Origin of the sequence: Streptomyces sp. NPDC093568 (assembly GCF_044764945.1) — a bacterium.
Lineage (GTDB): Bacteria > Actinomycetota > Actinomycetes > Streptomycetales > Streptomycetaceae > Streptomyces.
The window spans coordinates 58,121-83,298 of record NZ_JBIWJD010000016.1 but is presented as its reverse complement, the minus strand read 5'-3'; the positions used below and the strand labels follow the sequence as shown (position 1 = coordinate 83,298).

Genomic DNA, 25,178 nt, shown 5'->3' with positions numbered 1-25,178 from the left:
CTTGGGGCTCGTTCGAGCGCACTGTCGCTCCGGTGGGCGAATTGTTGCTCGGGCGAGCGGATTGCTGCTCGGGCGAGCGGAATTCATTTGTCCGAGCGGTTTTCTTTTGTCCGATCCGAGCCTAATCCCCTCACCGGACACACGCGGACCCCGCTGCCCGGAAATGGCGGCGGGGTACGCGGGTACACGTGCGTGCGTGATGTCAGGCAGGCGAGCCCAGCAGTGGCGGCAGTGGGGGCAGGGGAGCCGGTGTCGCCCGAGTGGTGAGCACCGGGAAGAGGTCGGCGACCCGGTGCGGCACATGGGCCGCGATGCCGGGCGGGGCCGGCGCCAGCGGCACGAGGACGTCGGCGGGGTCGGGGTGGCCGGTGGCGCCGTCCGCGGCGAAGTCGGCGTGCAGCCAGAGGGCGAGCATGTAGAGGCCGGGGAACGACAGCAGGCGGGGCTGGCAGGTTGGTGTGATCGTCTCCGCCTGGCGCAGCGCGCGCTCGGTCGAGGCGATGTAGGGGCCTTCGAAGAAGTGCGAGAAGGTCCAGCCGTCCGGGGTCAGCCGGGTCTCGGCGGCGGCGCCCGCGCGGCCGCCGGACCGGATCAGGAACCGCCAGCCGGCCAGCCGGGTCGCGGAGACCCCCGCCGGGGTGAACTCGTCCAGGACATGGACGGGCAGCGGGAGTTCGGGAGTGACGGGCCCCTGGGCGGCGCGCAGGGAGGGCGTTCGGGCCTCGCTCACGGCGGTGGGGGAACCGAGCGCGGCGAGGACGGAGCGAAGTGCGGGCGCGGGAGCCGGGGGGACATGCAGCGGCATGGTGGGTCGCCTCTCATTCGACAGGCACGGTGGCGCGAGGGCGGGGCTGGGGCGGGCGGACGGCGCTGTCAGCTCACGGAGGTCAGAGAGGCGGGGGCCGGGTCGGGGTGCGAGGGGGGTGAGAGAGGCCTGCCGCACGTCACCGGGACGGCAGGTCGGGGACCGCGGGTGCCAACCCTCTGCCTTGATTGCGAAGTTTATACGACGAGTGTTCAGACGGTGTTTCGTCTAACCGCTTTCGGTGCACTCGGCAAGGAGTCAATCGGCCGCGGAAATGCGGGAATCCTCCCGATTCCCGGCCGATGTGGCGGCGATGACCTCGAAAAACGTCCCGGGTGCGGTCGGCCAATTCTCGTCGGCGTTTTTCACGAGGCTGTGCGCCGTCCGAAACTGCACACTGCATCATGCCCGCTGAATGTGCCACCGGTCACATCCGACAGAGTAGCGGGCGCCGGCTGCGCGCGGGACGTTATCGATCGCTTCGGCTGGGCATCATCCAACCTGACCCGGGAGACGGGTGGCCGGACCTCGGCCGCCCGCCCATCCGAGGAGGGAAGCTTCGATGGGTGAGAAGGTCGTGGCAGGTCGCTTCGATCTGTCCGATCGGCAGCGCTACCGCGAGAAGTTGCGGCAGTGCCTGACGGGCCTGGAGCGACTGCTGGCGGAGAAGCGGTTCGACCGCCCCAAGAACCTCATGGGGCTGGAGATCGAATTGAACCTCGCCGGTGCGGACGGCATGCCTAAAATGTTGAATGCGCAGGTTCTGGAGCGGATCGCGAGCCGCGATTTCCAAACAGAACTCGCCATGTTCAATCTGGAAGTCAACATTGCTCCACACCGATTGCAGGGGCGGGTATTCGACCGGCTGGCCGAGGAACTCCGTACGTCCCTGGCATATGCCGATCGGAAAGCGGGCGAGGTCGACGCGGGAATCGTGATGATCGGCATTCTGCCGACGCTCGACCGGGACGACCTGGTCTCCTCGAACCTCTCCGACGTGGATCGCTACGTCCTCCTCAACGACCAGATCGTCGCCGCCCGCGGCGAGGACTTCACGCTCGACATCGACGGCGTGGAGCACCTGACCTGCACGTCGAAGTCCATCGCCCCGGAGGCCGCCTGCACCTCCGTCCAACTGCACCTCCAGGTCACCCCGGGCCGCTTCGCCGACGTCTGGAACGCGGCCCAGGCGGTCGCCGCGGTGCAGGTCGCCATCGGCGCCAACTCGCCCTTCCTGTTCGGGCGGGAGCTGTGGCGTGAATCCCGCCCGCCGCTGTTCCAGCAGTCCACCGACACCCGCCCGCCCGAGCTCCAGGCCCAGGGCGTGCGGCCGCGCACCTGGTTCGGGGAGCGGTGGGTGACCTCGGCGTACGACCTCTTCGAGGAGAACCTGCGCTACTTCCCGGCGCTGCTGCCGATCTGCGACGACGAGGACCCGCTGGCGGTCCTCGACGCGGGCGGCACCCCGACGCTCGCCGAACTCGTCCTGCACAACGGCACCGTGTACCGCTGGAACCGGCCGGTCTACGGCATCGCCGACGGCGTCCCGCACCTGCGCGTGGAGAACCGCGTCCTGCCCGCCGGGCCCACCATCACGGACGTCATCGCCAACGCGGCCTTCTACTACGGCGTCGTGCGCGCCCTCGCCGAGGAGTCGCGGCCGGTGTGGACCCGGATGCCCTTCGAGGCCGCGGCCGCCAACTTCGACACGGCCTGCCGGCACGGCATCGACGCCAAGCTGACCTGGCCCCGGCGCGGGCGGTACGGCGGGACGGCCGAGGTCGACGCGGTGAGCCTGGTCCGCGACGAACTGCTTCCGCTGGCCGAGGCCGGACTCGACGCGTGGGGCGTGGAGCCGGCCGACCGGGACCTCTACCTCGGCGTCATCGAGGAGCGGTGCCGCAGGCGCATGAACGGCGCGTCCTGGCAGACGGCGACCTTCCACCGGGCGCTGGAATCGGGGCTGACGCGAGACACCGCGCTGGCAGCGACGACCCGGCGGTACCGCGACCTGATGCATCGCGGGGATCCGGTGCACACATGGCCGGTGGGCCTGCTGGAGCCGGTGCCGCTGGGGTGACGCCGGGAGGCGGGCAGCCGGTGTCAGCCCAGTCCCCCCGGTGAGGCGGCCCGCACGATCGCCTTCAGGATCACCGAGTGGATCTGGGCCGGATCCGTCACCTGATGACCCGAGCCGCCCGTCGCCTCGGCGATGCGGTCGGCCTCCTCGCGGTCGGCGTCGGGGCCCACGGCGATCATGATGAGGGGGACCGGGCGTTCGGGGTTGGTGAGCCGCTGAAGGGTGTTGAGGAGGTCGGCGCGCGAGACGCTTCGAGGGTCCTCGTTCACCCCGTCGGTGAGCACGACCAGTGCGTTGAACCTGCCCCGGGCGTAGGACCCGGTCGCCGCCCGGTACGCGGCGAGCGTGGTGTCGTACAGGCCGGTCCCGCCGTCCGGTACCGGCTCCAGGTCGCCGAACGCCGCCGACAGCCGGTCGCGCTGCGTGCTCGTGCCCGTGCCCTCGCGGTCGCCGAGCCGTTCGGTCGGGACCAGGACGCGGTAGTCCTTGTCGCCGTCCAGTTCGGTGGAGAAGTCCCACAGACCCACCTCGTCCTCCGCCGTGAATGTCGCCAGCGCCTGCAGCAGCGACGCCTTCGTCACGTCCATCCGTGACCGGCCACTTCCCGGCACCGGTTCGGACATGGAGGCCGAGGCGTCCACGACCGTGGTGATCCGCGCGCTCTGCACCGTGATCGTCCACACCCCGAGGGTCTCCTGCAGCGCGACCTCCGACACGGGCCGGCCCTCGGGTTCGCCGTACGGCTGCGGACCGCTGCCGCCGGCCCCCGTGACCAGCGCGTCCGGCACGCCGTCGGCGGAGGTGCGAAAGCCGTGCCGCTCCAGCAGCCGCAGTTGGCCCGGATCGCGCAGGTAGCTCATGAAACGGATCGCGGCCCGGCTCTCGTCGGTCGTCAGCCCGGTCTGGTCGAGCAGGGTGTAGGGGTAGTCGAGCCGGGGCGAGCCGTCCTTCGGATAGAAGAAGTCCAGGCCGCCGCCGTCCGCCCCGGAGTTGTACGCGTACGCCGCCTGCTCGCTGAGCACCAGCGCCTGGTTGCGCTTCGGATTGCCCTGCCCGGTGCCGGAGACGTCGCGCGGCAGCGTGTCCAGGACCTGGCTGTCGCTGTCCGACACGCGCTGCGACAGCGCCTTCATCATCGCGGCGGCCTGCGTGTCTCCGCCCTCGACGCCGCCGGCGGCCGTGCTCAGCCGCGTGAGCGCGAGCAGCCCGGTCGCGCTGCGCGCGGGATCGGCCGCGCCGAGTGGCACGGAGTCGTCGCGCAGGGCGGCACCGGCCAGCTCCAGCCAGTCGTACGTCCGCTTCGGCCACCCCAGCGACTTCGCGGCCGCCGGCACCATCGCGACCCCGACGGGCGAGGAGGCGACATGGCCCACCGTGGAGACGTCGGCCGTGCCGCCGTCCGCCGTCAGGCGCTGGAGCCACAGGGCGGAGTCGGGCACCCAGACCTCGGCGCCGGGGTCCTTGTCCGCCAGCAGCGCGTCCGCGACCCTGTACGACTCGCGCGCGCTCACCGTGACCGCGACGCACCGCCCGTCGGAGGTGAGGTCGGCCTCCCGCGCCCGCTTCGCCGCCGCCGCGAGGGCGGGGGCGAGGTCGGGAGAGGCGGCCAGGGTCAGCCGTACCGGATCGTCCTGGCAGGAGGAGCCGAAGGACAGCAGGCCACCTTTGACGGCGGCGGCCGTACCACCGGCGACGGCCAGGACGAGGACGGCCGCGACGGCCACGGCACGGCGGCGTGCGTGGCGACGGGGATCGCGGCGACGGGGGCCGCTGCCGCCCGCCCCATACTGATCGGGCAAGCTATGACGTCCCATGTCGGTCGTGCCCCTCCCTGTTTGCCCGCTGAACATCGCGCCGGAATCCGGCCGTATGGCAGGCAGAGGGGCGGTACGCCCCGTACGGCGCCCGTCCCCCCAACGGCCTGTCGCGCACGGTCTTCGTAACTGCTTTCGAGACCCTAGCGGGGCGACGATGAGGATGAGGCGGGATTACTCAAGTGGAGGCAGGAGTGCAGGGCGAGGCAGGCCCCGTGGCCGATTCTTTTCCGCATGAGCGGCCTTCTCGACGGATTTTCCGCGATGAGACGCTGCTCGTTCTGGCACTTTCGCTCGGTGCGAGCGGTGTATCCGCCCTGATCAGTTTTGTCGGATCGGTCACCAAACCGGGCGGCCTCAAGGACCAGGCGGCCACCCTCAACGCCTCGGCCGCGCCGGGCCGCCCCTGGCTGGATCTCGCCTGGCAGCTGTTCGGGATCACCACCGCGCTGGTGCCCGTCGCGCTGGTCGCGCACTTCCTCATGCGCGAAGGCAAGAGCCTGCGCACCCTCGGCTTCGACCGCACCCGGCCCTGGCCGGACCTCGGCCGCGGCGCGGCGATCGCGGCGGTGATCGGGAGCACCGGAATCGCCTTCTACCTGGCCGCTCGCGGCCTCGGCTTCAACCTCACGGTGGTGCCGGAGGCGCTGCCCGACGTGTGGTGGAAGTACCCGGTGCTGATCCTTTCGGCGATCCAGAACGCGGTCCTCGAAGAGGTCATCGTCGTCGGCTATCTGCTGCGCCGGCTGGGCCAGTTGGGCTGGACACCCGGCACCGCGCTGATGGCCAGTTCCGTACTGCGCGGCTCGTACCACCTCTACCAGGGCATCGGCGGCTTCCTCGGCAACATGGCGATGGGCGTGGTGTTCGTCTACCTGTACCGGCGCTGGGGCCGGGTGGGGCCGCTGGTCGTGGCGCATTCCCTGCTCGACATAGGGGCGTTCGTGGGCTACGCGCTGCTGGCCGGGAAGGTGGGCTGGCTGCCGACGGCGTGAGCTGTGCCGCCGGTGTGCCATCTCATGACATCGGCTCCTCGCGGTCGGGCTCGGCGGCGTAGGACGTGAGGCGATCGGCGAGCGCGATGACGAGGTCGCGGAGTTCATCGGGGCGCTCGATGACGAACGGCCGGTCGAGTGAGGCGAGTACCGGAGGCAGCCAGTCGAGTCGCTCCGCCCGTAGCTCGACGCGCAGCCAGCGTTCCGTCGCGCGGTTCTCGCCGGATGCGGACTCGTGCTCCTCCACGTTCGCGACGCCGGCGGGAAGGTGGGCGCGGATCTGCTCGACCGTCCCGTGGATCCGCAAGGTCACCTCATGCCGGTACTCGGCCGTGGCGAATCCCGACAACACGCGCTGTGCCGGACCGGGACCCGCGGGCGTCTCGAATGAGCCGGGCAGGGTCCTGGCGTCTGCGATGCGGTCGAGCCGGAAGGTTCGGTCCTCGCCGATCCGTGCGTCCGTGCCCGTGACGTACCACCGGCCCGAATGGGCGACGATCCCGTACGCGTGCAGTGTGCGTTCGCTGCGACGTCCGTCGCTGTCGGTGTAGCGGATCGAGACCGGTCGGCGGTGGCGCACCGCATCGGCGAGCGTGAGCAGGACCCCGGTGTCGGGGGCGTCGAACTCGCCGGGCTTATCCGTGAAGGCGAGAGCTTCCAGGAATGTGTCGAGCCGGCGGGCGATGTGCTTGGGCAGCACCCGCCGGATCTTCGCCGATGCCGTCTCGTTCGCCGTGCGCTCCGTCGTCGTCAGCCCCGCTCGGCGGCCGGCGATCAGGCCGAGCAGGACGGCCAGCGCCTCGTCGTCGCTGAGCATGAGCGGAGGCAGGCGGTACCCGGGGGCGAGCCGGTACCCGCCGTAGCGGCCGCGCACCGATTCCACGGGCACGTCGAGGTCGATCAGATGGTCCACATACCGGCGCACGGTGCGGCCTTCGACGCCGAGCCGGTCGGCGAGTTCGGCCACCGTCCGGGTGCCGCCCGACTGCAGCAGTTCCAGCAGTGTCAGCACGCGGCCGGTGGGTCGAGCCATGGCCGCAGCTTAACGCGAATACGGGACCGATTCTGTCCGCTATTTCTCCTAGCCTGCGACGTGCACGCCTCCAGCACAGCCAAGGAGATTCCCATGGACTTCGTCTCGATCCGCATCATCACCAGCGACGTGGCTCGCCTCGTCGAGTTCTACGAGCGAGCCACAGGGGCGAAAGCGACGTGGGCCACCGAGGACTTCGCCGAACTCAGGACCGCGGGCGCCACCCTCGCGATCGCCGGCACCCGCACGGTCCCGCTGTTCGCTCCGGGCTCTGCCCGCCCGGCGGACAACCACAGCGTGATCACCGAGTTCCTCGTCGACGACGTGGACCGCGTTCACCAGAACCTGACCGGCTTCGTCACCGACTTCGTGAACGAACCCACCACGATGCCCTGGGGCAACCGGTCGCTGCTGTTCCGCGACCCTGACGGCAACCTCGTCAACTTCTTCACCCCCGTCACCCCGGCGGCCATCGACAAGTTCGCACGCTGAGACACCACACCTAGGCGATCAGCTCCCCCTCGATGACCGTCACGGCCCGGCCGCTCAGCAGGGTGCGGTCGCCGCGCACCTCCGTGCGGACGCGGCCGGAGCGGCGGGAGGCCTGGAGGCCGGTGAGCCCGGTCCGGCCGAGGCGCTCGGACCAGTAGGGCGCGAGGGCCGTGTGGGCGCTGCCGGTGACCGGGTCCTCGTCGATGCCGACGTTCGGGAAGAAGCAACGGGAGACGAAGTCGTAGCCGCGCTCGGGGTCCTCGGCGCGGGCGGTGGCGATGATGCCGCGCGACGAGTGGGCGCCGAGTGCCTTGAGGTCCGGCGTCAGGCCGAGGACCGTCTTCTCGTCGGCGAGTTCGAGGAGCAGGTCGCCGATGTTCGGGCCGGTGTCGAAGGCGGTGAGCGGCTCGGCACCGAGTGCTTCGGCGACGCCCTCCGGGGCCTCGACCCGGGTGAGCGGGGCGGTCGGGAAGTCCAGCGTGATCGACCCGTCCTCGCCGGGCGTGGCGACGAGCATGCCGCTGAGGGTGTCGAACCGCACGGGCCCCTCGTGGGCGCCGGTGCTGTGCAGCACGTGGGCCGTGGCGAGCGTGGCGTGCCCGCACATCGTCACCTCGGTGACCGGTGTGAACCACCGCAGCGCCCAGTCGGCCTCGCCGCCCTCGGGCAGCGGGTGCGCGAACGCCGTCTCGGCGTGATTGACCTCCATGGCCACCTTCTGGAGCCAGTCGTCCTCCGGGAACGCGTCGAGAAGGAGCACCCCCGCCGGGTTGCCGGCGAAGGGACGGTCGGAGAAGGCGTCGACGATTCGAATCCGCATGACGCCGACCGTAGGGGGTGCCCCGACGTGAGGGCCAAGGCCAATTCGGGGGTGCTGGACCGATCTCGCGCGCCCCTGCTCGATCGGTGGGTCAGGTGTTGATGGTGGTGACCGGTTCGACGCCGTAGGTCCGGGCGTAGCCGTTCTCGGTGCCGACGAGGAGGTCGACGACCTCGAAGTAGCGGTCCCAGAACGGGGTTTCGCGCAGCGCGTCGATCAGGAGCTGGTACGCGCCGTGGTCGTCCGCCTCCCAGACCCAGACGTCGGTGACGCGCGTGGAGTAGAACTCCGTGTCGTAGAAGCGGGACCGGACGCCGGACGTCCTGGACTTGATCGTGGGGACGACCTGGGTGGTGAAGGCCTCCACCCGTTCTTGAACGGTCAGGGCCAGCCACTCGGGTGTGGTCTTGACGAGCATGAACGCCGTGACCGGCGTCTTGGTTGCCTCGACGGGCATGGCAGTGCCTTTCTCGGAGTATCGGAACAGGGGCCCGGCACTCGGGCGCCGGGTCGGCAAGTCGGCCCGGAGCGGTGTCCGGAGCGGGGTCAGGTGAGCACGGCGGGCTTGAGTACCTGGACGCACCACTGCTCGAAGGACGTGGGGGAGGAGGACTCGTCGGTGCGGGGCACTCCGGCGTCCAGGCCGTCGTCCTTGGCCCGCTTCATGTCGACGATGCCCTGGACGAAGGCCGCGTCGAGGCCGTGGCCGACGAGGGCGGAGTACAGGTCGTCGTAGGACTGGCGCTCGTAGCGGACGGGCCGTCCGAGTTGCTCGGTCATGATGCGGGCCAGGTCTGCGGGGGACAGGTCCCGCGGTCCGAGGACGGGGACGCTGTCGGCGCCGGTCCAGGTGCGGTCCAGGAGCAGGGCCGCAGCCGCGGCGGCGATGTCGGTGACGGCCACCATCGGCGCCTTGCGGTTCGCGTCGACCAGGTCGGTGAAGACGCCCTTCTCCCGGATCGAGTCGGCCTCCTCCAGGAGGTTCTCGAAGAACGACGGGCAGGCCAGGGCCCGGTGGGCCACACCGGTGGAGGCGATGAGGTCGTCCATCGCGAGGGACGCGGTCACGAGACCGGCGCGATCGGCGACCGGCGTGCCACGACCGAGCGCGGAGACCCCCACGACGTGGCCGACGCCGTGCGCGGCGAGTGCCTGCGCGGCGGGACGGGTGAAACCGCTGTAGGCCGCCTCCGGGGTCAGGGAGGAGTCCGGGGGGACGAGCCAGAAGACGGCGTCCGCGCCCGCGAAGGCACGGTCGACGACCTCGGGGTCGCCGTGGGAGCCGGTGATCACCTCGACGCGTTCTCGTACTTCGTCGGGGAGCCGTGCCGGATCGCGTACGACCACGCGCAGGCCTTCCTCGGGCGGAGCGGATCGAAGGAGCCGGGAGAGCAGGTGGCTGCCGATGTTCCCGGTGGGTGCGGTGATGGCGATCATGAAGACCTCTCGGACGGGGCCGGATCGGAACACCCACATCCTGCGAAGCCGCTGAGCATTGTCACAATGGGAACTTCAGCACCCAATCATTGTCCGAGGTGGAATTATGCAGCTCAACGGCGGTTCGGAGCCGGTTCTCGACGCCAATCTCGCCATCGCGCTGGATGCCCTGCTGGCCGAGGAGAGCGTCACGCGTGCCGCCGCCCGCCTGCACACGTCCCCGGCCGCCATGAGCCGCACCCTCGGCCGCCTCCGACGCATCCTCGGGGACCCGCTCCTGGTCCGGGCCGGACAGGCGATGGTCCCCACCCCGCGGGCCCTGGCCCTGCGCGAGGAAGCCGCCGAGGTGGTCCGCCGCATCACGGTGCTGCTCACTCCCGACACCGCCGTCGACCCGGCCACCCTGAACCGCACCTTCACTGTCCAGGCCGCCGACCTGGTCGGTGCCGCGCTGGCCCCCGCACTGCTCGAACTGGCCCGTCAGGAGGCGCCGGGCGTCTCGCTGCGGATGCGGGCCGAAGAACTGGAGGCGGGACCGGCGCTCCGTGACGGCCGGATCGATCTGGAGATCGGGTCCATCGACCATGCCGACCCCGAGACCCACGTCGAGGAACTGGTGTACCTGCGCATGGCGGCGGCCGTCCGCCCCGGCCACCCCCTCACCCGCAAGCCCCTGACGCCGGCCAGGCTCGCTGCCGCCGAGCATGTCGTGGTCAGCCGCCGAGGCCGTTTCACCGGCCCGCTGGACACCGCACTGGCCGAACGCGGCCTGGAACGACGCGTGAGTGCCGTCCTTCCGAGTCACCTGGCCGCGATGACCCTCGCGGCCGTCAGCGACGTCGTCTGCCTCGTCCCGGCGGCACCCGCCGGAGCGGCCCCCTCACCCCTCACCACCCCCGCCTCCGTCTTCGGCCTGAACCTGCTCGACATCCCCCTGCCCCTGCCGCCCCTGACCATCGGCATGGCCTGGCATCCCCGCCACGCGGCCGACGGCGCCCACCACTGGCTCCGAGCAGCGGTCCGCCGGATCCTCCGCACACCCGGGAACCCGGCCTGACACCACGGGCGGATCCGGCTCCCCCTGGACGGCCGGGCTCCTGGCGTCCGAGCTCGCCCGAGGTCGGTCGGGCCTTGTCATCCGATCGGTTCCGATATATCGTTGAAGCATCGCGACAGATCAACGATGGATGGAGTGATTGCGATGCGTTCCCATGGATTCGAGCGTGGGCATGGTGGACACGGTCACCACGGCCGAGGTGGATTCGAGCAGCTGCGTGGCGCCTTCGGGCCCTTCGGCCCGGGCGGTGGCCCCGGCTTCGGCGGTCCCGGATTCGGGCCCGGCCCTTGGGGGCCCAGGGGTCGAGGAGGGCCGCGGGGCAGGGCCCGGCGCGGTGACGTACGGGCATCGATCCTCGCCCTGCTGAAGGACCGCCCCATGCACGGTTACGAGATGATCCAGGAGATCGCCGAGCGCAGCGGCGGGGCGTGGAAGCCCAGCCCCGGCTCGGTGTACCCGACCCTCCAGCTGCTGGAGGACGAGGGCCTGATCGCCAGTGAGTCCGAGGGCGGCAAGAAGCTGTTCTCGCTCACCGAGTCGGGCCGCGAGGCGGCCGAGGCCGGCCCCGAGGCGCCCTGGGAGGAAGCCTCCCGCGGCGTCGACTGGGAATCCCTCGGCGAGATCCGCCAGGCCGGCTTCGGTCTGATGGAGGCGTTCGGGCAGGTCTGGAAGACGGGCAGCAAGGAGCAGCGCGACAAGGCGCTGGCCGTGATCAACGACGCCCGCAAGAAGCTGTACCTGATCCTCGCCGACGAGGACTGAGCGGCACCGGCGGCCTCACCGCCGTACCAGGTGAAGGCGCCCCGTGGTGTACTCCGCGGGGCGCCTTCACCCGTGCCGCGGGGAGGGGTCAGGTGACCAGACCGGCCAGCTTGCGCAGGGACTCGTTCAGCGCCGCCGTCGCCGAGTCCTTGAGCTTGCCCGCCATCAGCGACACCGCCGCGCCCGTGAACTCCCCGTCGATGCGTACGGCCGTGGCGCCGCCGTCGGCGTCCGGGGTGAGCGTGTAGCGCGTGGCCACGGTCACGGCCATCGGGCCCTTGCCGCGGATCGCGAGCACCCGCGCCGGCTCCAGTTCCTCGATGGTCCACTCGACCTCGGCCGGGAACCCCATCAGCTTCATGTTCTCCTGGAAGGTACCGCCCACTTCGAGGGCTGCGGGGCCGCCGCTCGGGAAGCTGGTGTGGGTGGCGTTCCACCGGCCGTACGACGACCAGTCCGTCAGCTGTGCCCAGACCTTCTCGGCCGGCGCCTCGATGCGTGCCTCCGCGCTGACTTCGGCCATGCGACCACCCCTTCGACTCGGGCTACGGTGTCGCGGAACGTAGCGGCGGGGGCCGGAACATTCAATACTGATGAACCGTCAGAAAATGTGGAGACGCGGACCCACCCGGCGGGCTCAGCCCACCAGCCGTATCTCCGCCGCGTCGAACACGTCCCACGCCCGCGGCAGTGCGCTCTCGTCGTGGCAGTGCCAGGCCTCCCAGAACAGGTCGGCGAGCAGGGCGTCCTCCGGGGCGTACACGCGGTAGACGTACTGTCTGCCGTCGACGGCCGGTAACGCCACCAGCCAGCACCTGCACTCCCCGCTGTCCCGGTGGGCCCTTTCCATGTCCTTGTGGGACGTGCGAGGCGGCGCCCTGGTTGCGTATGGGGCGCACGGCAAGGCGGCGCGCGCCCTCCGGGGTCGTTCGGCGTGATCTCATCCGTAAGGAGGAGATTCCGGCCGCCGGGGTCCACTCTGTGTGGGACGCGAAAATGCTTCCCCTCGGCGATGACCCGGCCCCACCTGGCTGATGGGGTAGGGGTTGTGCAACCCCGTATCCCCCGGCAGTCCGACGAGGAACAGGACTGCCGGCGCCCGGACGCCCCGGCGGACGATGCCAGGCTCAGCGACGAACTGGCAGCGGTGGTCTCCGGTGCCCGCCGTCGGGCGGTCAGGGACGGGGACCGGCACATCGACACCGCCCATCTGCTGCACTCGCTCCTGGAGCACGACCCGGACGTCTACGCCGTCTTCGGCGACGGACCCCAGATCGCCCGCCTCCTCGGCTACCTCGTACAGCGCAGCATCGGCTACGGCCTGCGCTGGCAGGGCGCCGTCGAGGACTCCGGCGCCGTCCCCGTGGTGATGCACGGCGAGGGCTTCTCCCCGCTGGCCGCGAGCGCGATGCAGCACGCCTGCCGACGTGCCGCCCGCCGCGGCGACACCCAGGCCCGTGGCATCGACCTCCTCGCGGCGATCGTGACGGACCCCCAGGCGCGTGCCGTCGAGGTGCTCGAACGCGCCGGCGTCGACGCCGACACCGTCCGCGTCCGCATCGACGGACGCGGGCACGGACGCCGGGACGAGTACGTCGTCGGCGGCGAGACCGCGCTGTAGCCCCTGTCAGGGAACTGTCGGTCCGATATCGGCGGCTTGTCGGCCGGGCCTGGCACGTTTCAGGGACCTGCCGGGCGCACGCCCGGCGGGACGTGCCACAGACAAGGAATCACCATGAGCCCTGACATCACGATCATCGGCGCCGGACTCGGTGGCCTCACCCTCGCTCGCGTCCTGCACGTCCATGGCATCGCGGCCACCGTGTACGAGGCGGAGCCCTCCCCGACGGCGCGCCACCAGGGCGGGATGCTCGACATCCACGACTACAACGGCCAACTCGCGCTGCGGGCCGCGGGTCTGATCGACGAGTTCAGCGACCTCGTCCTGGAAGGCCGTGAGGCGACCCGGGTCCTCGCGACGGACGGGACCCTCCTGCTCGACGTGCCCGACGACGGTACGGGCGGACGCCCCGAGGTGCAGCGCGGTGACCTGCGCCGGCTCCTGCTCGACTCGCTCCCGGCCGGCACCGTCCGCTGGGGCCGCAAGGTCAGCGCCGTCCGTGCCCTGGGCGAGAGTCGCCACGAGGTGACCTTCGCCGACGGCACCACCGTCGTCACCGGCCTGCTGATCGGCGCGGACGGCGCGTGGTCACGGGTCCGGCCGCTGCTCTGCGCCGCTGTGCCCGAGTACTCCGGCCGGTCGGTCGTCGAGACCTACCTCTTCGACGCCGAGACCCGGCACCCGGCTGCCGCGAAGACGGTCGGCGGCGGATCGCTGTTCACGCTCGCGCCGGGCAAGGCGATCATGGCGCACCGCGAGAGCGGCGGCACCCTCCACACCTACGTCACGCTCGCGAAGCCCCAGGACTGGTTCGCGCGGATCGACTTCAGCGATGCCGCCGCGGCGACCGCGCGGATCGCGCAGGAGTTCCACGGCTGGGCGCCGGAGGTCACCGCACTGATCACCGACAGCGACACCGCACCGGTTCTGCGTCCCCTCAACGCCCTGCCGATCGAGCACCGGTGGGACCGGGTGCCGGGGGTCACCCTGATCGGCGACGCCGCACACGTCTCGATCCCGAACGGCGAAGGCGCCAACCTGGCCATGTACGACGGCGCCGAACTCGGCCGGGCCATAGCCGAGAACCCCGGCGACATCGAGGCCGCGCTCGGCGCGTACGAGCAGGCCATGTTCCCGCGCAGCGCGGCGGCCGCCGCCGAGGGCGCCGAGCTCTACGAGCTCATGTTCGGCGACAGCACACCCCACGGCCTGATCGACATGTTCACCGGGGACAAGGCCATGGCCGGCGGCCTGCCTCCCCGCGACTCACGCCCTGCGTGAGGACCGGAGCGTCCACGGAGCGAGACAGGTGTCATCGGGGGTGACGCTCCTGTCATCGCCTGTCATCATGTGCCGGTGCGTAACTCTGAGAGCGGCCACGTGGGCCGGGGCAAAGGTGTCGGGCTCGGTCTGGCGATCGGGTCCGCGATCGCCTTCGGTGGTTCCGGCGTCGCGGCCAAGCCGCTGATCGAGGCGGGGCTCGACCCGCTCCACGTGGTGTGGCTGCGCGTAGCGGGCGCCGCCCTAGTGATGCTGCCGCTCGCCGTGCGCCACCGGGCGCTGTTGCGCAGCCGACCCGCGCTGCTCGCCGGGTTCGGCCTGCTCGGGGTGGCCGGTGTGCAGGCGTTCTACTTCGCGTCGATATCCCGCATCCCGGTCGGGGTGGCGCTGCTCGTCGAGTATCTGGCGCCCGCCCTCGTGCTCGGCTGGGTGCGGTTCGTGCAGCGGCGGCCGGTGACGCGCGCCGCCGCCGTCGGCGTGGTCCTCGCGGTCGGTGGCCTCGCCTGTGTCGTCGAGGTCTGGTCCGGACTGAGCTTCGACGCCCTCGGACTGCTCCTCGCGCTCGGCGCCGCCTGCTGCCAGGTCGGCTACTTCGTCCTGTCCGACCAAGGCAGCGACTCCGGCGAGCAGGCCCCCGACCCGCTCGGCGTCATCGCCTACGGCCTGCTGGTCGGCGCCGCCGTGCTGACCGTCGTGGCCCGCCCCTGGCGGATGGACTGGCCGGTCCTCGCGGGCACCGCCGACATGAACGGCACCCCGATCGCGGCCGGTGTGCTGCTGACCTGGATCGTGCTCCTCGCCACGGTGGTCGCCTACGTCACCGGCGTGGTCTCCGTACGACGGCTGTCACCGCAGGTCGCGGGCGTCGTGGCGTGCCTGGAGGCGGTCATCGCGACCGTCCTCGCCTGGTTCCTGCTGGGTGAGCACCTGTCGGCGCCGCAGATCGTCGGCGGCGCGGTCGTGCTGGCCGGGGCGTTCATCGCGCAGTCGTCCGCGCCCGCCAAGCCCTCCGCCGAACCGGTGGCGAGCGGTGGCCCCGAGCGCGAGTTGTCCGCCCGCGGAAACGTCGCCTAGGCTGCGTGATCATGCCTTCGACACTCGTTCTTCCGCCTCCGGCCGCCTGAGGCGGGCCCTCCGGTACAACCGGCCCGGCAGCGCGCCGGGCCGAACGGTGCTGCCCGCAGACGAAGTCCACGGAGCCCGCTGAGCCGGGCTCCTCCCAGAACTTCTGCATGTCTGCGGAGAACAACTCGTGTCGAACACACCTGTCTCCGGCCTGCCCATCGGGCGAGGCCTCATCTACCTGATCATCGCCGGTGCCGCCTGGGGCACCGCGGGCGCGGCCGCCTCACTGGTCTACCGGACCAGTGACATGGGTCCGATCGCCCTCTCCTTCTGGCGCTGCGCGGTCGGCTTCGCGCTGCTGGTCGCCGTCCGTCTGCTGCGGCCCCGTCCGCGGCGCACCACCCCCGGACCCCTCGCCCGCAAGGCCCTGCGCGCCGGGGCCACCGGTGTCGGGCTCGCCGTGTTCCAGACGGCCTACTTCGCGGCCGTGGAGGCCACCGGGCTCGCCGTGGGCACCGTGGTCACCCTCGGCGCCGGTCCCGTGTTCATCGCGCTCGGCGCCCGGCTGACGCTGGGGGAGCGGCTCGGCCGCGGGGGAGTGGCCGCGGTGGCGGGCGCGCTCACCGGTCTCGCGGTGCTCGCGCTCGGCGGCGAGGGCGCGACCGTACGGCCGTGGGGTGTGCTGCTCGCGCTCGTGTCCGCGGCGGCGTACTCGGTGATGACCCTGCTGACCCGCAAGTGGGGCCGCGACGGCGGGGCCGACGCCGCCGACACCTCCGTGTGGGCCTTCGCCGTCACCAGCCTGTGTCTGCTGCCGCTCGCCCTCGTGGAGGGGCTCCTGCCGGACACGGCCGACCCGCTCCGGCTCGGCTGGCTGCTGCTGTACATCGCGGCGATCCCGACAGCCCTCGCGTACGCCCTCTACTTCGCGGGCGCGGCGGCCGTACGGTCGGCCACCGTGTCGGTGATCATGCTGCTGGAGCCGGTCAGCGCGGCGGTGCTCGCCGTCCTTCTGCTCGGCGAGCACCTGACGGCGCCGACCCTCGCCGGCACGCTGCTGATGCTCGGCTCGGTCGCGGGCCTCGCGGTGGCGGAGACGCGCGGGGCGCGACGGGAGCGGGAACCGATGCCGGTGTGACATGGAGGGGGCCCGCACCGACCGGTGCGGGCCCCCGGCCCCTCGCCTCACGCGACCCCGCGCTCAGGCCGGGCGGCGCCGCTGCATGTGCTCGCGCGCGGCACCGTCGCGCGGCCCGGCCCTGTGCGCGAGCCTCCCCGCGATCCGGTCCTGGACCTCCGCCGTGCGCCGGCCCCCGAACTTGAACTTCGCCCGCACACCGGTCACTTCGAGCCGCAGCCCGCGGATGCCCGACAGCAGCCTGCCGTACGGCACCTCCCCGACCGCCACCTTCGCCGAGCCGCCCTCCGGCTGGAAGTGGTCGACCTGGCGGTTGAGCAGCTCGGCCTTCTCGGCCGGGTCGTCCACGACATGGGCGCGGCACCGGAGCTGCACCGCCGCGTAGAAGCTGGTCGGCTCGCCGTGCTCGGAGGGTTGCTCCGGCCCCGCCTGCCAGGGGCCGGGCACGAACACGTAGTCGTCGACCACACTGAGCACGACCTCGGGGTGCGCCAGCAGCGCCGGCCATATCGGGTTGGGGCGGGCCAGATGCGTGACGACCTTGCCGCGCTCGGAGTCGTACGTGAAGTGCAGTGGCTGGACGTGCGGCAGTTCGCCGTCCAGGCCGTTGACCACGAGCTGCCCGAAGTCGTGGACGGTCAGCCACCGCTGCCATTCGGTGTCGTCCTGGGGCGCGTCCCAGGGGTGGATAAGCATCACAGGGTCCTGAGGTAGTCGGGGAGTCGGGTGCCGGGGGCCAGGTCGGGGTCGTCGACCGGGGTGTCGTAGCCCTTGCGCAGCGGGACGACGCCGGCCCAGTGGGGGAGGGCGAGGTCCTCCGGCTCGTCGTTCACGCCGCCGGTGCGGAGCTTGGCGGAGACCTCGTTCAGTTCGAGGCGGATCACCGCGGTGGCCGCCAGCTCCTTCTTGTTGGCCGGCCGGGAGTCACGGGAGCGGCCCGCCACCACATGGTCGACGAGCGCGTCCAGGGCGACCCGCTTCTCCTCGGGGTCCGTCACGTCGTACGCCGTGCCGTGCACGACCACCGACCGGTAGTTGATCGAGTGGTGGAAGGCCGAGCGGGCCAGGATCAGCGCGTCGACATGCGTGACGGTCAGGCACACCGGCAGCCCCGGGTCGGCCTGGCCGGTCATCCGCAGCGGGCGCGAACCCGTCGATCCATGCACGTAGAGCGTCTCGCCGACCCGGCCGAACAGCGTGGGCAGCACCACCGGGGCGCCGTCGCGGACGAAGCCGAGGTGGCAGACGTAGGCCTCGTCGAGGATCGCGTGGACCTGGTCCTTGTCGTACGCCGCGCGCTCCGCGGAGCGGGTGGGGACGGTGCGCTCGGTCGGCGTGTAGGCGGTGGGCGGCGACGTCGGTTGCGGGGTCCCCTGCATTGCCTTCTCCATTGCACTAGTACATAATGTTGTTTGTGCTAGGAGAATATCGGATCGAAGGGCGACGTGCAGCCGAGATCGCGGCGAGCGTCGAGCGCGCGGTCGGCTCGGGTGTGCTGGAGCCGGGTCAACTGCTGCCGCCCATGCGGGAGTTGGCGACCGATCTGGGCGTGAATCCCAACACGGTCGCGGCCGCGTACCGCATCCTGCGGGAGCGCGGGGTGATCGAGACCGCGGGCCGCCGGGGGAGCCGGGTGCGGCCGAGGCCCGCCACGACCGGGCGCGAGTTCGTCCGCGTGGATGTGCCCGAGGGTGTGCGCGACGTGGCGAGCGGCAATCCGGATCCGGCGCTGCTGCCCTCGCTGGCGAAGGCCTTCGCGGCCGCCGGCGAGCAGGCCGACCGGGAGCCGGTGCTGTACGGGGACGACGCCGTGGAACCGGAGCTGGCGCGGCTGGCGCGGGCCGGGCTGGACGCCGACGGTGTGCCGGCCGGGCCGCTCGCCGTCGCCTCGGGATCGCTCGACGCCATCGAGCGCGTCCTCGTGACCCACCTCAAGCCCGGGGACACCGTCGCCGTGGAGGATCCGGGCTGGGGCAGCCTGCTCGATCTGATCCCGGCGCTGGGCCTGCGCATGGTCCCCGTCGGGGTCGACGACGAGGGGCCGCTGCCCGACGACGTGCGCCGAGCGCTCGACGCCGGGGTGCGGGCCCTGATCGTGACCGACCGGGTGCAGAATCCCACCGGAGCCGTGGTGAGCGCCGCGCGCGCCCGTGCCCTGCGCTCCGAGCTGCGGCGGCACCCGGAGATCCTGCTGATCGAGGACGACCACGGCCACGGCATCGTCGATGTGCCCGTGCACCCCCTGGCCGGCATCACCCGTCACTGGGCCTTCGTCCGCTCGGTCGCCAAGGCGTACGGCCCCGACCTGCGGCTCGCCGTGCTCACCGGGGACGAGGTCACGGTGGACCGGGTGCGCGGACGGCAGCGGCTCGGCGCCGGCTGGGTGAGCCGGATCGTGCAGCGTGCCGTGGTGCGGCTCTGGGCCGAGGGCGCCGTGGACCCGTCGGCGGTGGCGGCGACGTACGGCAGACGCCGCGACCTGCTCATCGGGGCACTGGCCGAGCGTGGGATCGCTGCACAGGGCCGCAGCGGCCTCAACGTGTGGATCCCGGTGCCCGACGAGACCGGGGCGGTCGCCCGGCTGCTGCACGCGGGCTGGGCGGTCGCGCCGGGGGCGCGTTTTCGCACGGGTGCGCCGCCCGGGATCAGGGTCACCACCTCGACCCTCACCGAGGAGGAGATCGGCCCGCTGGCGGACGCGGTGGCGACGGCGCTGGGACCCGGGCCGGCGAGAAGCTACGTGTAGCCGGCCTTCCCCGCGCTCAGGCCTTCCGTCTCACCTGAGTGAGCGCCGCCCCCACCAGCACGATCACCGCCCCGACCGGCGTGGTCCACCGGAGGGACTCGCCGAGCACGGCGACCCCCGCGGCGGTCGCGATCACCGGGATGAAGTAGGTGACCATCTGAGCCGTGGTGGGTCCGACCTCGGCGACCAGGCCGTACTGGAGCAGCACGGCCAGCCCGGTCCCGAGCGCGCCCAACGCCACGATCGCCAGCAGCGGGACCGCTGAGAAGTGCGTCGGCAGCGAGGTGAACAGGGGGGTGACGACCGCCAGTTGCACCGTCGCCAGCAGCAACTGCGCCCCGGTGAGCGACAGATGCGACTCGCCGGAGCCGGCCAGGGTCCGGCGGACGTATATCCAGCCGACCGGGTAGCTCAGTGAGGCCAGCAGCGCCATCGCCGTACCCGTGGCGTCCAGCCCGTGAAAGCCCTGCCACGCACCCAGCACCGTCAGCACACCCAGGAAGCCGATGCCGAGTCCGGCCACCCGGATCCGCGTCGGCCGGTCCTCCGAGAGCGCGACCAGCGACAGGGCCATCCCCCACAGCGGCGAGGTCGCGTTGCAGATGCCCGCGAGCGTCGACGGGATCGTCAGCTCGGAGTACGCGAACAGGGAGAACGGCAGCGCGTTCAGCAGGAACGCGGCGACCGCCAGATGACCCCACGTCCGCACCCCGCGCGGCAGCCGCTCCCGCTTCACCGCCATCGCGGCCGCCAGCACCGCCGTGCCGAACACCAGCCGCCCCAGCGTGACCTGGAAGGGCGCGAACCCGTCGGTGCCCACCTTGATGAGCAGGAAGCTGAAGCCCCAGATCAGGGAGAGGGCGGCGAAGCGCAGACGCCAGTCGAGGCGGGCGCGCGGGCGAGGCGGCGCAGCGGTCGCTGCCGCATCGCGCGAGGCGGTGGCGGTGGTCATGGAACAAAGATGCTCGACAGAATCTCGTAGCACAATCGAGATTTCTCGGCCGGTATCTCGTAGCATTGCTTACATGTTGAATCTGGAGCGGCTGCGCACCCTCGACGCCCTCGCCCGGCACGGCTCGGTCAGCGGCGCCGCCGAGGGGCTGCACATCACGACCTCGGCCGTCTCGCAGCAGATGTCCAAGCTGGAGCGGGAGGTCGGCCAGCAGCTCCTCGCCAAGAACGGCAGGGGAGTGCGGCTGACGGACGCGGGCCGGCTGCTCGCCGAGCACGCCGCGCGCATCCTCTCGCAGGTCGAGCTCGCCCAGTCCGACCTGGAGGCACAGCGCGGACAGGTGGTCGGCGAGCTGCGGCTGGTCGCGTTCCCGACGGCCCTGCGCGGGCTGTTCCCCGCCGCGCTCACCGCGCTGCGCGCCGACCATCCGGCGCTGCGCCTGCGCTCACGCGAGCTGGAGCCCGAGGGCGGGGTCGCCGCGGTGCTGCGGGGCGACGCCGACCTGGCCGTCGTCCTCGACTGGTACAACAAGCCGCTGCCCATGCCGGAAGGGCTCGCCAAGGCCCCGATCCTCGACGACCGGGTGGAGATCGCCATGCCCGAGGGCCACCCGCTCGCCGACCGGAGCGAGGTCGACCTGGAGGACTTCGCGGACGACGAATGGGTCGCCTGGCCTGAGGGCGAGTTCTGCCACGAGTGGCTGCTCTTCACGCTGCGCACCAAGGGCATCGAGCCCCGGATCGCGCACCGCGCCGAGGAGCACCACACTCAACTCGCGCTGGTCGCCGCCGGGTTGGGCGTCTGTGTCGCACCCCGCCTGGGCCGCGACCCGATGCCGCCCGGCGTGCGGGTCGTGCCCGTGCGCCACCGGGTCCACCGGTACGTCTACGCGGTGTGGCGCGCGGACGCCGACCGCCGTCCGTCGATCCGGGCGGCGGTCCAGGCGCTGCAGGCGGCGGCGGAGCACATCGGCTGAAGGGGCCGCCGGCGACGGGAGACCTACCGCGGCCCCAGCTTCCGGAAGTCCCACGACACGATCTTCTCGGGCGTCAGCCGTATCCACGCGTGCCGGCCGTCGTGCGGCATCTCGTCGATGCCGAAGTTCTTGCGGGCGAACAGCGTCTCGGGGACGTCGAGTTCGGCACGCAGTTCGCCCACGCGCGGGATCTCGCCCACGAACTCGGCGGTGCCGGACAGCTCGACGCCCCGCAGCTGCTCGTACTCCTCACCCGTGTCGATCACGACCGCGACCCGAGGATCGCGCCGCAGATCGGTCCACCGCTTGCTGCGGACGACCGAGTACAGCCACAGCGAATTGCCGTCCCAGGCGAACCACAGGGCGCTGACATGCGGGAATCCATCGGCGGCCACCGTGGCGACCCGGCAGGTGCGCTGCTCCGTGAGGAACTCGTCCAGCTCACCGGGCGTCATCATGATCTTCCGGCCCCGGCGCTGAGTGACGGTCATACGGCCCCCTCTTCTCTCACGTCGTGCCAGAGGAGAGATCCTCTGACATCACGTCAGAAAAGGATGGGTCGTCTTCCGTCCGCACGCAATGGTGGTTCCGTCCTCACGCGATGGTGGCTACGCTCGCCCGCCCACGCCGCCGTCGGGCACAGGGGGACCCATGCCGTCGAACGCCGAGCTCAGCGAGCTCCTCGACCCCGCGACCACCGTCCTGCTCACCGTCGAATGCCAGCGGGGCGTCGTCGGACCGGACAGCGCGCTTCCCCAACTCGCCGAGGAGGCACGGACGTCCGGCGCGCTCGCGAACGTGGCACGTCTGGTGGCCGCGGCCCACGAGAGCGGAGTCCAGGTGATCCACGCGATCGCCGAACGCCGCCCCGACGGCCGCGGTGCCAACCACAACGCCCGCCTCTTCCGCGCCGCCGAACGGCTTCCCGTCCGGCAGACGTCCGGCACCGAGGCGGTCCGCGTGGCCGCGCCGATCGAGGTCGCCGAAGCGGACCTCGTCGTACGGCGACTGCACGGCCTGTCCCCGATCCAGGGCACCGACGTCGACGCACTGCTGCGCAACCTCGGCTGCCGCACGCTGGTCGTGAGCGGTGTCTCGGCCAACGTCGCGGTCCCCAACGCCGTCTTCGACGCGGTGAACCGGGGCTATGTGGTGGTCGTGCCACGGGACGCCATCGCCGGGGTGCCCTCCGACTACACCCCGGCGATGATCAGCCACACCCTCGCATTGGTCGCCACGGTCGCGACCACGGACGAGGTGCTGGGCTGCCTCGGGCGTCCGCGCGGGATCAGGCCAGCGTGATCGAGTCGCCCGACACGCTGATCTGCTGCGCGGCCAGCGGCTGGGTGGCGGGCCCCTTCTTCACGCTGCCGTCGAGGACGGAGAACTGACTGCCGTGACAGGCGCAGGAGATGGTGTCCTCCTTGAGGTCCGTCATCGGGCAGTTCTGGTGGGTGCAGATCGTCGAGAAGGCCTTGTAGTCGCCCGCCGCCGGCTGCGAGACGACCACCTTCTCGTCGCTGAAGACCTTGCCGCCGCCCTCCGGGATGTCGGCGGTCTTCGCGAGCGCCGCACCGCCGCCCGCGCCCGGGTCGGCCGACGAGCCGCCGCCCGACTCCGTGGCCGCGCCGCCGCCGGCGGCCCCCTGCTCGGTGGACGAGCCCGACGGCTCGTCGTCCGATCCGCACGCGGTCAGCGCGACGGCGAGCCCCGCCGCGCCGACCGCCGCCACGACGGTACGGCGGCTGGGTTTCGACACCGGCTGAACTGATTCGCTGGCCATGCTGACGTTCCTTCCGGTCATTCGTGATCTGCCGAGTGGTACGGCCCCTGGGGACCGGCTGTTCAGGAGATGCCGAAATCCTGACCCGCTGACCTGCGGAGGTGGGTAAAGCGGAGCTGTCGGTCGGCTGTCGGCACCTGTCGGTTCGCTGTCGACGTGACGGCCGCACGGGCGCCGGGCGGCCCCCGGCGGCCGGCTCCACGCCAGTAACCTGGGGCGATGCTCAAGGAAGTCATCGCGACCCGCTACATCACGCCCCTGCGTGAGGGCGGCTCGCTGCCGGGACTCGTCGAAGCCGACGACTTCGGGACCTACGTCATGAAGTTCACCGGCGCCGGACAGGGCCGCAAGACGCTGGTCGCCGAGGTCGTCTGCGGTGAACTCGCCCGCAGGCTCGGCTTCAGGACACCCCGGCTGGTGACGATGCGGCTCGACCCGGTGCTCGGGCTCGGCGAACCCGAGCAGCAGGTGCAGGACCTGCTCCGGGGCAGCGGCGGCACCAACCTCGGCATGGACTTCCTGTCCGGTGCGCTCGGGTTCGACCCCCTCGCCTTCGAGGTGAGCGCCGAGGAGGCCGGCCGTATCGTCTGGTTCGACGCGCTGGTGAACAACGTCGACCGGTCCTGGCGCAACCCCAACCTGCTGATGTGGCGGGGCGGGCTGTGGCTCATCGACCACGGCGCGACCATGATCTGGCACCACAACTGGCCCGGGGCCGAGGCCTCCGCGGCCCGCCCCTACGACGCCTCCGACCACGCCCTGGCCCGCTTCGCCCCCGATGTCGCCGCGGCCGCGGCCGACCTCGCGCCGCGCGTCACCGAGGACCTGCTGGCCGAGGTCACCGCCGCGATCCCGGACGTCTGGCTGGCCGACGAGGCCGGCTTCGACACCCCGGACGAGCTCCGGCGGGCCTATGCGCGCACCCTGCTCGCCCGCGCCGCCGGCGTCCACGAGCGTGTCACCGGAATCGCCACCGAGGAGGGCAAGTGAGCGAGCGCCACATCCACATGGCCGGCAGCGTCGTCGAACGGCACATCATCCGGGGCGGCGAGTCGAACGAACGGGACGTCTTCGAGTACGCCCTTTTGCGCGTCGTCCCCCGCGTCGAACGCGGTGAATGCATCAACGCGGGCGTCCTCGTGTACTGCCGGGCCCAGGCCTACGTCGGCGCCCGCACCCACCTCGACGAGGCGCGGCTGCTCGCCCTCGACCCGGCCGCGGACGTGGCCGGCATCCGGGCCGCCCTCGGGGCCGTCGAGCGGGTCTGCGGCGGCAGCGAGGCGGCGGGGCAGGCCGCGGGCGACGACGCCGGGCGGCGCTTCCGCTGGCTGATCGCGCCCCGCTCGACGGTCGTGCAGCCCGGGCCCGTGCACACCGGGCTCACCTCCGATCCGGCGGCCGAGACCGAGCGGCTGCTCGAGGTGTTGGTGAAGTGACGGATCAGGTAATGGATCACATGCGCGCGGTGGCCGTTGACACCGCGTGCCAGGACTTCTAGCGTCACGTCCATCGAAGGTACTAAGCGGTCGCTCACCCGAGGAGAGTCACTGATGTCCACCACTGAGCAGCGGGTCGCCGTAGTCACCGGCGCAGCGCGCGGCATCGGCGCCGCCACCGCCGTACGGCTGGCCGCGGAGGGTCACGCGGTCGCCGTGATCGACCTCGACGAGGCCGCCTGCAAGGACACCGTGGAGAAGATCACCGCGGCCGGCGGCAGGGCCGTCGCGGTCGGCTGCGACGTCTCCGACGAGGCGCAGGTCGAGGCCGCCGTCGCACGGATCGCCGAGGAGCTCGGCGCCCCGGTGATCCTGGTCAACAACGCGGGCGTGCTGCGCGACAACCTGCTGTTCAAGATGAGCGTCGCCGACTGGGACACCGTCATGAACGTGCACCTGCGCGGCGCCTTCCTGATGTCCAAGGCCTGTCAGAAGCACATGGTCGACGCGGGCTTCGGCCGGATCGTCAACCTCTCCTCGTCCTCCGCGCTCGGCAACCGCGGCCAGGTCAACTACTCCGCCGCCAAGGCCGGACTCCAGGGCTTCACCAAGACCCTCGCCAAGGAGCTCGGCAAGTTCGGCGTCACCGCGAACGCCGTCGCCCCGGGCTTCATCGCCACCGAGATGACCAAGGCCACCGCCGACCGCGTCGGCATGGGCTTCGAGGACTTCAAGGCCGCGGCCGCCACTCAGATCCCCGTGGCGCGGGTCGGCGAGCCGGAGGACATCGCCAACGCCATCGCCTTCTTCACGGGCGAGGCGGCCGGATTCGTCTCCGGCCAGGTGCTGTACGTCGCCGGCGGACCGCTCGACTAGGGCCGAAGG

28 protein-coding genes are annotated in these 25,178 nt (G+C 71.7%); 15 read left to right on the top strand and 13 right to left on the bottom strand.

The window, feature by feature from the left end:
• Nucleotides 1-202 precede the first annotated feature (202 nt).
• Entirely contained in the window at nucleotides 203-805 is a 603-nt protein-coding gene (locus ACIRD7_RS38835; protein ID WP_403460705.1) for a hypothetical protein, read from the bottom strand.
• Between the two features lie 562 nt (nucleotides 806-1,367).
• Here ACIRD7_RS38835 and ACIRD7_RS38830 point away from each other — a divergent pair.
• Nucleotides 1,368-2,885 (top strand): glutamate-cysteine ligase family protein, encoded by a 1,518-nt coding sequence (locus ACIRD7_RS38830; protein WP_403460704.1) that lies wholly within the window; start codon nucleotides 1,368-1,370, stop codon nucleotides 2,883-2,885.
• Between the two features lie 23 nt (nucleotides 2,886-2,908).
• Here the strand turns inward: ACIRD7_RS38830 and ACIRD7_RS38825 are convergent, their stop codons facing one another.
• Nucleotides 2,909-4,699 (bottom strand): substrate-binding and VWA domain-containing protein, encoded by a 1,791-nt coding sequence (locus tag ACIRD7_RS38825; protein ID WP_403460703.1) that lies wholly within the window; start codon nucleotides 4,697-4,699, stop codon nucleotides 2,909-2,911.
• A 194-nt stretch (nucleotides 4,700-4,893) separates the two neighbouring features.
• Between ACIRD7_RS38825 and ACIRD7_RS38820 the strand changes: the two genes are divergently transcribed.
• On the top strand, nucleotides 4,894-5,694 hold the full coding sequence (locus ACIRD7_RS38820) for a CPBP family intramembrane glutamic endopeptidase (RefSeq protein ID WP_403460701.1): 801 nt from the start codon (nucleotides 4,894-4,896) through the stop codon (nucleotides 5,692-5,694).
• Nucleotides 5,695-5,716: 22 nt separating this feature from the next.
• Here the strand turns inward: ACIRD7_RS38820 and ACIRD7_RS38815 are convergent, their stop codons facing one another.
• Nucleotides 5,717-6,727, bottom strand: a complete 1,011-nt coding sequence (locus ACIRD7_RS38815; protein ID WP_403460700.1) for a helix-turn-helix transcriptional regulator — start codon at nucleotides 6,725-6,727, stop codon at nucleotides 5,717-5,719.
• Nucleotides 6,728-6,820: 93 nt separating this feature from the next.
• Here ACIRD7_RS38815 and ACIRD7_RS38810 point away from each other — a divergent pair, with 93 nt between their 5' ends.
• Nucleotides 6,821-7,219, top strand: coding sequence for a VOC family protein (locus ACIRD7_RS38810; protein WP_403460699.1), 399 nt, complete (start codon nucleotides 6,821-6,823; stop codon nucleotides 7,217-7,219).
• A gap of 10 nt (nucleotides 7,220-7,229) precedes the next feature.
• Here ACIRD7_RS38810 and ACIRD7_RS38805 read toward each other — a convergent pair whose 3' ends face one another.
• The 3 genes from ACIRD7_RS38805 to ACIRD7_RS38795 all read right to left on the bottom strand — a co-directional run bounded on the left by ACIRD7_RS38805 (nucleotide 7,230) and on the right by ACIRD7_RS38795 (nucleotide 9,476).
• Nucleotides 7,230-8,039, bottom strand: a complete 810-nt coding sequence (locus ACIRD7_RS38805) for a PhzF family phenazine biosynthesis protein (RefSeq protein WP_403460698.1) — start codon at nucleotides 8,037-8,039, stop codon at nucleotides 7,230-7,232.
• Between the two features lie 91 nt (nucleotides 8,040-8,130).
• Nucleotides 8,131-8,496: a darcynin family protein gene (locus ACIRD7_RS38800; RefSeq protein ID WP_381597362.1), complete on the bottom strand. Its 366-nt coding sequence runs from the start codon at nucleotides 8,494-8,496 to the stop codon at nucleotides 8,131-8,133.
• 89 nt (nucleotides 8,497-8,585) lie between these two features.
• Nucleotides 8,586-9,476 carry an NAD(P)H-binding protein gene (locus ACIRD7_RS38795; RefSeq protein ID WP_403460697.1) on the bottom strand — a complete coding sequence of 297 codons (891 nt, stop codon included), beginning with the start codon at nucleotides 9,474-9,476 and terminating at the stop codon, nucleotides 8,586-8,588.
• A 106-nt stretch (nucleotides 9,477-9,582) separates the two neighbouring features.
• Here ACIRD7_RS38795 and ACIRD7_RS38790 point away from each other — a divergent pair, with 106 nt between their 5' ends.
• A complete protein-coding gene (locus ACIRD7_RS38790; protein ID WP_403460696.1) occupies nucleotides 9,583-10,533 on the top strand; it encodes a LysR family transcriptional regulator in 951 nt (316 codons plus the stop codon).
• Between the two features lie 144 nt (nucleotides 10,534-10,677).
• Nucleotides 10,678-11,295, top strand: a complete 618-nt coding sequence (locus ACIRD7_RS38785; RefSeq protein ID WP_403460695.1) for a PadR family transcriptional regulator — start codon at nucleotides 10,678-10,680, stop codon at nucleotides 11,293-11,295.
• A gap of 88 nt (nucleotides 11,296-11,383) precedes the next feature.
• Here the strand turns inward: ACIRD7_RS38785 and ACIRD7_RS38780 are convergent, their stop codons facing one another.
• Entirely contained in the window at nucleotides 11,384-11,818 is a 435-nt protein-coding gene (locus tag ACIRD7_RS38780) for an SRPBCC family protein (RefSeq protein WP_403460694.1), read from the bottom strand.
• Nucleotides 11,819-11,932: 114 nt separating this feature from the next.
• The gene (locus ACIRD7_RS38775) at nucleotides 11,933-12,100 is read right to left on the bottom strand and encodes a hypothetical protein (RefSeq protein ID WP_403460692.1); all 168 of its coding nucleotides are present in this window, start codon (nucleotides 12,098-12,100) and stop codon (nucleotides 11,933-11,935) included.
• A 243-nt stretch (nucleotides 12,101-12,343) separates the two neighbouring features.
• On the opposite strand from ACIRD7_RS38775, the gene ACIRD7_RS38770 reads away from it, so the two are divergent.
• From ACIRD7_RS38770 to ACIRD7_RS38755, 4 genes are all read left to right on the top strand, one after another.
• Entirely contained in the window at nucleotides 12,344-12,916 is a 573-nt protein-coding gene (locus ACIRD7_RS38770; RefSeq protein WP_403460691.1) for a Clp protease N-terminal domain-containing protein, read from the top strand.
• A gap of 114 nt (nucleotides 12,917-13,030) precedes the next feature.
• Entirely contained in the window at nucleotides 13,031-14,197 is a 1,167-nt protein-coding gene (locus ACIRD7_RS38765; RefSeq protein WP_403460690.1) for an FAD-dependent oxidoreductase, read from the top strand.
• Nucleotides 14,198-14,266: 69 nt separating this feature from the next.
• Complete coding sequence (locus ACIRD7_RS38760) at nucleotides 14,267-15,271, top strand: EamA family transporter (protein WP_403460689.1); 1,005 nt, start codon at nucleotides 14,267-14,269, stop codon at nucleotides 15,269-15,271.
• Nucleotides 15,272-15,449: 178 nt separating this feature from the next.
• Entirely contained in the window at nucleotides 15,450-16,400 is a 951-nt protein-coding gene (locus ACIRD7_RS38755) for a DMT family transporter (RefSeq protein WP_403460688.1), read from the top strand.
• 63 nt (nucleotides 16,401-16,463) lie between these two features.
• Here ACIRD7_RS38755 and ACIRD7_RS38750 read toward each other — a convergent pair whose 3' ends face one another.
• Both ACIRD7_RS38750 and ACIRD7_RS38745 read right to left on the bottom strand, forming a co-directional pair.
• On the bottom strand, nucleotides 16,464-17,096 hold the full coding sequence (locus ACIRD7_RS38750; RefSeq protein WP_403460687.1) for an FMN-binding negative transcriptional regulator: 633 nt from the start codon (nucleotides 17,094-17,096) through the stop codon (nucleotides 16,464-16,466).
• Nucleotides 17,096-17,779, bottom strand: a complete 684-nt coding sequence (locus tag ACIRD7_RS38745; RefSeq protein WP_403460686.1) for a pyridoxamine 5'-phosphate oxidase family protein — start codon at nucleotides 17,777-17,779, stop codon at nucleotides 17,096-17,098. Before ACIRD7_RS38745 ends, ACIRD7_RS38750 begins: the two co-directional genes overlap by 1 nt.
• Before the next feature lie 35 nt (nucleotides 17,780-17,814).
• Between ACIRD7_RS38745 and ACIRD7_RS38740 the strand changes: the two genes are divergently transcribed.
• Nucleotides 17,815-19,146 carry an aminotransferase class I/II-fold pyridoxal phosphate-dependent enzyme gene (locus ACIRD7_RS38740; protein WP_403460685.1) on the top strand — a complete coding sequence of 444 codons (1,332 nt, stop codon included), beginning with the start codon at nucleotides 17,815-17,817 and terminating at the stop codon, nucleotides 19,144-19,146.
• Nucleotides 19,147-19,162: 16 nt separating this feature from the next.
• Here ACIRD7_RS38740 and ACIRD7_RS38735 read toward each other — a convergent pair whose 3' ends face one another.
• Nucleotides 19,163-20,098: a DMT family transporter gene (locus ACIRD7_RS38735; RefSeq protein ID WP_403460684.1), complete on the bottom strand. Its 936-nt coding sequence runs from the start codon at nucleotides 20,096-20,098 to the stop codon at nucleotides 19,163-19,165.
• A gap of 73 nt (nucleotides 20,099-20,171) precedes the next feature.
• Here ACIRD7_RS38735 and ACIRD7_RS38730 point away from each other — a divergent pair, with 73 nt between their 5' ends.
• Nucleotides 20,172-21,074: a LysR family transcriptional regulator gene (locus ACIRD7_RS38730; RefSeq protein WP_403460683.1), complete on the top strand. Its 903-nt coding sequence runs from the start codon at nucleotides 20,172-20,174 to the stop codon at nucleotides 21,072-21,074.
• Between the two features lie 23 nt (nucleotides 21,075-21,097).
• On the opposite strand, the gene ACIRD7_RS38725 is transcribed toward ACIRD7_RS38730, so the two are convergent.
• The gene (locus ACIRD7_RS38725) at nucleotides 21,098-21,565 is read right to left on the bottom strand and encodes a pyridoxamine 5'-phosphate oxidase family protein (protein WP_403460681.1); all 468 of its coding nucleotides are present in this window, start codon (nucleotides 21,563-21,565) and stop codon (nucleotides 21,098-21,100) included.
• A gap of 160 nt (nucleotides 21,566-21,725) precedes the next feature.
• On the opposite strand from ACIRD7_RS38725, the gene ACIRD7_RS38720 reads away from it, so the two are divergent.
• Entirely contained in the window at nucleotides 21,726-22,376 is a 651-nt protein-coding gene (locus ACIRD7_RS38720; protein WP_403460680.1) for a cysteine hydrolase, read from the top strand.
• Here ACIRD7_RS38720 and ACIRD7_RS38715 read toward each other — a convergent pair.
• Nucleotides 22,363-22,857, bottom strand: coding sequence for a Rieske (2Fe-2S) protein (locus ACIRD7_RS38715; protein WP_403460679.1), 495 nt, complete (start codon nucleotides 22,855-22,857; stop codon nucleotides 22,363-22,365). The two genes, ACIRD7_RS38720 and ACIRD7_RS38715, sit on opposite strands and share 14 nt — an antisense overlap.
• Before the next feature lie 219 nt (nucleotides 22,858-23,076).
• Between ACIRD7_RS38715 and ACIRD7_RS38710 the strand changes: the two genes are divergently transcribed.
• The 3 genes from ACIRD7_RS38710 (at nucleotide 23,077) to fabG (ending at nucleotide 25,169) form a co-directional block, all read left to right on the top strand.
• On the top strand, nucleotides 23,077-23,847 hold the full coding sequence (locus ACIRD7_RS38710; RefSeq protein WP_403460678.1) for a HipA family kinase: 771 nt from the start codon (nucleotides 23,077-23,079) through the stop codon (nucleotides 23,845-23,847).
• Nucleotides 23,844-24,293: a DUF3037 domain-containing protein gene (locus ACIRD7_RS38705; RefSeq protein ID WP_403460677.1), complete on the top strand. Its 450-nt coding sequence runs from the start codon at nucleotides 23,844-23,846 to the stop codon at nucleotides 24,291-24,293. Before ACIRD7_RS38710 ends, ACIRD7_RS38705 begins: the two co-directional genes overlap by 4 nt.
• A 114-nt stretch (nucleotides 24,294-24,407) precedes the next feature.
• The gene (gene fabG / locus ACIRD7_RS38700; RefSeq protein WP_403460675.1) at nucleotides 24,408-25,169 is read left to right on the top strand and encodes a 3-oxoacyl-ACP reductase FabG; all 762 of its coding nucleotides are present in this window, start codon (nucleotides 24,408-24,410) and stop codon (nucleotides 25,167-25,169) included.
• Nucleotides 25,170-25,178: the final 9 nt, after the last annotated feature.